Source organism: Microcystis sp. M_OC_Ca_00000000_C217Col, from assembly GCF_007095585.1.
Taxonomy (GTDB): Bacteria; Cyanobacteriota; Cyanobacteriia; order Cyanobacteriales; family Microcystaceae; genus Microcystis; species Microcystis panniformis.
This window is the reverse complement of sequence record NZ_SFBV01000216.1, coordinates 1-5,177: the sequence shown is the minus strand read 5'-3', so window position 1 is coordinate 5,177 and position 5,177 is coordinate 1. Positions and strand designations below refer to the sequence as shown.

Annotated in this window: 4 protein-coding genes and 3 pseudogenes; 3 read left to right on the top strand and 4 right to left on the bottom strand. The window is 40.4% G+C overall.

From position 1 onward, the window contains the following. Positions 1-117: 117 nt before the first annotated feature. The 3 pseudogenes from EWV66_RS13020 to EWV66_RS13010 all read left to right on the top strand — a co-directional run. A pseudogene (locus tag EWV66_RS13020) lies at positions 118-381 on the top strand (DUF4277 domain-containing protein); the annotation flags it as partial. Between the two features lie 205 nt (positions 382-586). Further along, a pseudogene (locus EWV66_RS13015) lies at positions 587-1,426 on the top strand (IS1634 family transposase); the annotation flags it as partial. A 137-nt stretch (positions 1,427-1,563) separates the two neighbouring features. Next, positions 1,564-1,842 (top strand): annotated as a pseudogene (locus EWV66_RS13010) (IS1634 family transposase); the annotation flags it as partial. A gap of 469 nt (positions 1,843-2,311) precedes the next feature. On the opposite strand, the gene EWV66_RS13005 reads toward EWV66_RS13010, so the two are convergent. From EWV66_RS13005 to EWV66_RS12990, 4 genes are all read right to left on the bottom strand, one after another. After that, positions 2,312-2,863 carry an anti-sigma factor family protein gene (locus EWV66_RS13005; RefSeq protein ID WP_002788273.1) on the bottom strand — a complete coding sequence of 184 codons (552 nt, stop codon included), beginning with the start codon at positions 2,861-2,863 and terminating at the stop codon, positions 2,312-2,314. A 113-nt stretch (positions 2,864-2,976) separates the two neighbouring features. Continuing rightward, positions 2,977-3,633: a sigma-70 family RNA polymerase sigma factor gene (locus EWV66_RS13000; protein WP_002735181.1), complete on the bottom strand. Its 657-nt coding sequence runs from the start codon at positions 3,631-3,633 to the stop codon at positions 2,977-2,979. A gap of 229 nt (positions 3,634-3,862) precedes the next feature. Continuing rightward, positions 3,863-4,453: a PAP/fibrillin family protein gene (locus EWV66_RS12995; protein ID WP_002788271.1), complete on the bottom strand. Its 591-nt coding sequence runs from the start codon at positions 4,451-4,453 to the stop codon at positions 3,863-3,865. A 246-nt stretch (positions 4,454-4,699) separates the two neighbouring features. Next, the gene (locus tag EWV66_RS12990; RefSeq protein ID WP_002788269.1) at positions 4,700-4,915 is read right to left on the bottom strand and encodes a hypothetical protein; all 216 of its coding nucleotides are present in this window, start codon (positions 4,913-4,915) and stop codon (positions 4,700-4,702) included. Between the last annotated feature and the right edge of the window lie 262 nt (positions 4,916-5,177).

Here is a 5,177-nt window from a genome sequence, read left to right as displayed (position 1 = left end):
TAAGAGCTTTTTGTAAGTTTTTCTTTTCTTCTAAGTCTAGGAAATCTTTGGCTGGCATAAGTAGGATTTTTCTCAAGTTACTATTTCTATTTTAGGTGGTTTAAGTGCGTTTTAGCTTACTTATTTAGTCAATTTTTTGAAGATAAAGGAATCGAAGAATTATTAGGAGAAGAAATAAAAACCGATTATATCAATGATGATAAAATTGGGAGAGTCATGGATGAATTATACAAACATGGACTGAATGATATCTTTATAGAAGTTGTCTTATCGGTCATCAAAAAATTTAAAATAGAGACAAAATATTCTCATCTAGATGCCACATCATTTCCTCTAGATGGAGAATATAAAAGTGAAGAAAAAAAAGAGAAAGAAGAAGAGCTGCTCAAAGAAAGACGGTTCTTCGGTTTGTCTTATGCAATGGACGGGGGTTATAAGGTATGTAACCCTTATATAGAAAGGCATTTAGCGATTTTTGTTAATTTTTTTTTGATCTAGAGCGAACTAATCAATTAAATCTCTTGCCAGATAAGGATTTAGTCGATTTATGCCCCCCGATCGAACCATACCAAGTAACGAAGAACCAGAAAGACCAATAATTATTACTAAAGGATATTCTCGTGACCATCGACCAGATTTGAAACAATGCGTCTTAGACTTAATAACAACCGAGGATGGAGACGTACCATTATTTGTGAGAGTCGGAGATGGAAATGAAGCGGACAAAGCTGTCTTTGGCAAAATCTTAGTAGAATTTAAAAAACCAATAAAATTTGACAGTATTATGGTCTGTGACAGTGCCTTATATAGTCAAGAGAATCTTCAACTAATTCAACATCTAAAATGGATAAGTAGAGTTCCCATGACGATAAAAAGAGCCAAAGAATTAGTCCAAAATTCAGAAATGGAAGAAATAGAGGCCAAGGAAAGAGAAAAAAGGGCAGAGCTAAATTTAGAAGGATATACCTGGAAAGAAGAAAAAGTGACTTATGGGGGAATCCAACAAATCTGGCTAATAGTAACCAGTGAAAAAAGACAAATAAGTGACTTAAAAAAACTAGAAAATAACCTGAAAAAAGAAAAAGACAAAGGGGAGAGAATTCTCAAGAGCTTGCAGAAAGAAGAGTTGGAAAATCCCCAACAAGCCCGATATAAATTAAGAGCAATTAATCAAAAACTAAACCTCGTTAAAATCCTAGAAATTGACCTAATTGCCAGTCAATCAAAAGACCATAAAACGATTTATAAAATTAGCGGCGTAGGGCAAGAAAAAACTGAAGAGATAGTCAGAAGAAGAAAGGAAGCAGGCAGATTTATTTTAGCAACTAACTTAGTTGATGAAGAAGACAAATTAGACTCAGCCGAAATGGTGACAACTTATAAAAATCAACAGTCTTGTGAAAGAGGATTTAGATTTTTGAAAGATCCTTTATTTGGCTCTTCGGTTTAGCGATTTTTGTCAATTATTTTTCTCTAGAGCGAACTAATCAATTAAGTCTCTTGCCAGATAAGGATTTAGTCGATTTATGCTCCCCTATCGAACCATACCAAGTAACGAAGAGCCCTTTATTTTTTGCGGATAGTTTCTTTGTTAAAAAAACGGAAAGAATCGAGACAATGTTATTCTTGATGTCTTTCTGCTTGTTAGTCTATAACCTCGGACAAAGAGAACTAAGAAATAGCTTAAAAAGAGCCAAGGCTGGAGTCAAAAATCAAGTCAGTAAATTAACGAGTCGTCCCACAATGAGATGGATATTTCAATGTTTTCAGGGCATTCATATTTTTATTGTGAATGGGGTCAAGCAAATTGTCAATTTAACTGAAGAACGCCGTTTTATTTGAAATTTTCTGCCTTCATCTTGTCAAAAATATTATCTGTCATCGTTAGTCTAAATAACAAAGCAACAAAGTTGATAACAATTGAGTAATATGCTTATAGGAGAGTCACTACTCCTCGAATTGTTGTGACTTAGTTTAACTCTTTGAGCCGAAAAAATATTTGGTATTTTATGATTTCTCCTCAACATCTGATTGGTTGAGTATTTTTTTTGATTATTCTGATTTTTTTTCTTTGAAAAGACCTGTAGTTTTTTATACTTCAAAGTGAAGTGCGGAATATGGGTTGAATATGTCTAGAGCAAGGATGACAAGGATAAAAAGTAACGTGATGTAATATTCGAGATTGCGCCCCAACGATATATCTCGAAAAGCTTTTTTGATGAACCTAATCACAAACGTTACACTCCTCAAGTCCTCACTCTAATAGACGAAATTTAAGCACTGCCCTAACCGATAGATAAATCTGCCTAACTTACCTTTGGCCATTCTCTTTTGGCTCTTCCGTTGTGGGAATCTCGATAATCGGATGGTTGAGAGCAATCATCAAATGGTCTCCCTCTTGGCTAATACTGCTCGGACTGCTGGCCATTTGGGAGAGGGGATCATTGCGTACCGAGACGAAGTAGGAGCCAACAGCGATCGCCACAGCCGTTAAAATTGCGCCACCATAAACATAATATTGCCGACGACGCTGACCATCGACTTTTCTGAACACCTGTTCTGCCAATCGGTCGCCGGCCATAGTAGCTGGTACGGGAATTTGCCTTAAATTAGTTTGTAATCCCAAGAGCTGCCGATAGAGTTTTTTAGCGGCAGCATCATGGTCTAACCAATGCTGAACTAGCTTTCTTTCCTCTACCGTTACTTCGTTATCAATATAGGCGCTAATTAAATCGAAACGATGAGCTTCTTCGTTATCCTCATCTAAGAATAAAATATCCTCGGCTGCGGAGTCGGAATCGCTGTCATCGTGACGTAACAAAGACTTTATCCATTGAACATCTTCGGGTTGATAATTATTCATGGTTGACCTCGACCAGAAGCGATCGGTATGCAATCACTTTTCACCAGCACGGAGCTAGTTAAATTTAACGACTCCTCACTTCGGCCGTTAGTGCCGAATCACCACAATATTCTTTAGCCTTCTGTAAAATAGGGCTGTAAAACGGATTGTAATTTAGCGCGAGCGCGAGCAATGCGAGATTTAACAGTTCCTAAAGAAACTCCCGTCATCTCGGCAATTTCTTCGTAGGCCATGCCTTCAATTTCTCGGAGAATAATAGTTGTCCGAAAAGCTTCTGGTAAATCAGCGATCGCCGCCTGTAATTGATCGTAGAATTCGTGGGTGGTGAGATGTTCATCGGGACTGGGGTAATCGGACTCGATATCCCAATCGATTTCGCCATCCTCCACGCGCCGGGGAGCATCAAGGGAAATGGGATGATTAACCCGCTTGCGTTTCCGCAATTCGTCGTAAAAAAGATTAGTAGCAATGCGACTTAACCAACCGCGGAACTTGAGGGGTTCATGGAGACGGTTAATATTGCGATAGACGCGAATCCAGACCTCTTGAGCCAAATCAGCGCGATCTTGCCAATCGGGAGCCAAATGATAGAGTAATTTATCAACATGAGCCTGATAGCGCCGCAGCAGTTCCGCAAAAGCTGCCCGATCTGGCTGACACCCTTCCTGACAGCGTGCAATTAGATCGTAGTTGGAGAGTTTGTCAGGGGACACGGGGTTTTGAGACTTTTTGGCCTCAAGTGACCAAGATGCTGGAATCGATTGACTCATGGGATTTCCTCAAGGGTATAAGCTCCTCACTCAGAGGTTGAGGACGGGAGAAGTCAGTAAAGGTTCCCGAAAATAAATAATTTTTTTCCCATATTTCGATTCTAACCGATCGAGGCATTCATCTGGGGGAGCAAGGGAGCAGCAAGTGCGGAGGTGGGGTAGTAGGGTAGTGGGGAGAATACATAAAAGCTGTCTCGGAGTCTCGGAGTCTCCTGAATAGCTCTGTAAGTTAGGTTTTTTCCCTAGCGAGAATAAAGACGCTGCCTTCGCTGCCGCGACCGATGCGGAGATCTTCATCGAGATAGGTGATATCGAGCCAACCGGTTTGTGGGCGATTATTGAAGGAAAAATCGAGGGGAGGAAATTTTTGGCCACTCTCGATCGCATCGATAAATTCTTGGGCAGAATGATAATTGAGAAGACGTTGCAGACCGAGGATCGAGCGCTCAAATTTGACCATTATCCGACGCTCGGATGTGGGTTCAAAGGTAGCGGAGACGATTACTACCCCTTCTAGCCAAGGCACGCCGATAATTTCAGCAATATTGTAGAGTTTAGCCTTGTTCAGGTCGAGATATTGATAAATTTGCCCTAATTGAAAAAAAGGTAGGCGATCTATTCCCAGAATGTTGCGGCTGCTGGTAAATAATAAGCGCCAATTACCCCCTAATAGTTGTTTAACTTCGAGGGGATGGGGATGGGGATTGTGATCCTCCAATTGTTCGATCGCCGCTAAAATCCGCACGCGGTCGCTTTCCGTAGCCAGGAGTCCGCGATTTCTACCAGCGATCAATTCCAGTAATTTCGCTTTGGCATCCATAGAATCTCCCTTATTTTATAAATTACCTCGACCTGCGAGGCACTCGATCGAGGTTTTTGGTGGTCTTAAGAGGCCTACCCACGCCGATGATTTCAGGGGTTCAACGGGTTTTTCACCTCGGTGAGCGGCATTTTTAACTGTTGACTTAATTATTTTAACACAGATTAAATGCCGCATTTTTAAAACTTTTTCATAACCGTAATTAAGTGATCGAAATAGGGAGCAATTGCGGTTTTTTCTGAGCCACTAAAATGATCTAAGCTGTATTATTTTAAGGCCTCTAACCCCGAAATCATCGCCCCTAATGGCACTGATAGTATCTAAATCCCTATCACTGAGATAGGGAGTTTGATCATCCGCTTGTTGCCAAATAGCGATCGCTGCTTGCTGATAGGGCCAATCAGCGAAACTGATGATTCTCGCTTTTGGGATTAATTGCTGGGCGCGCTCACTCAAAGGCATCGATCGCTCTCCGTTGGGTCAGATTAGGCAGTTAAGTTCTCTTTTACCATAAGTAGCTGGTTATAATTAAATTAAAAATGGATTTTAGGTTCGATCCCCCCTGCCCCCCTTGATAAGGGGGGTGCCGATCCCCCCTTAGTCCCTAGGGTTGATTCATTTAAATTAAGTACAGCTAATTTTGAGTCAATAAATTTGACTGAAGATTCTCAAGTTTATCTTTTTCTAATCAAAATAGTTAGTCACAATAACTAATCTTTAATCC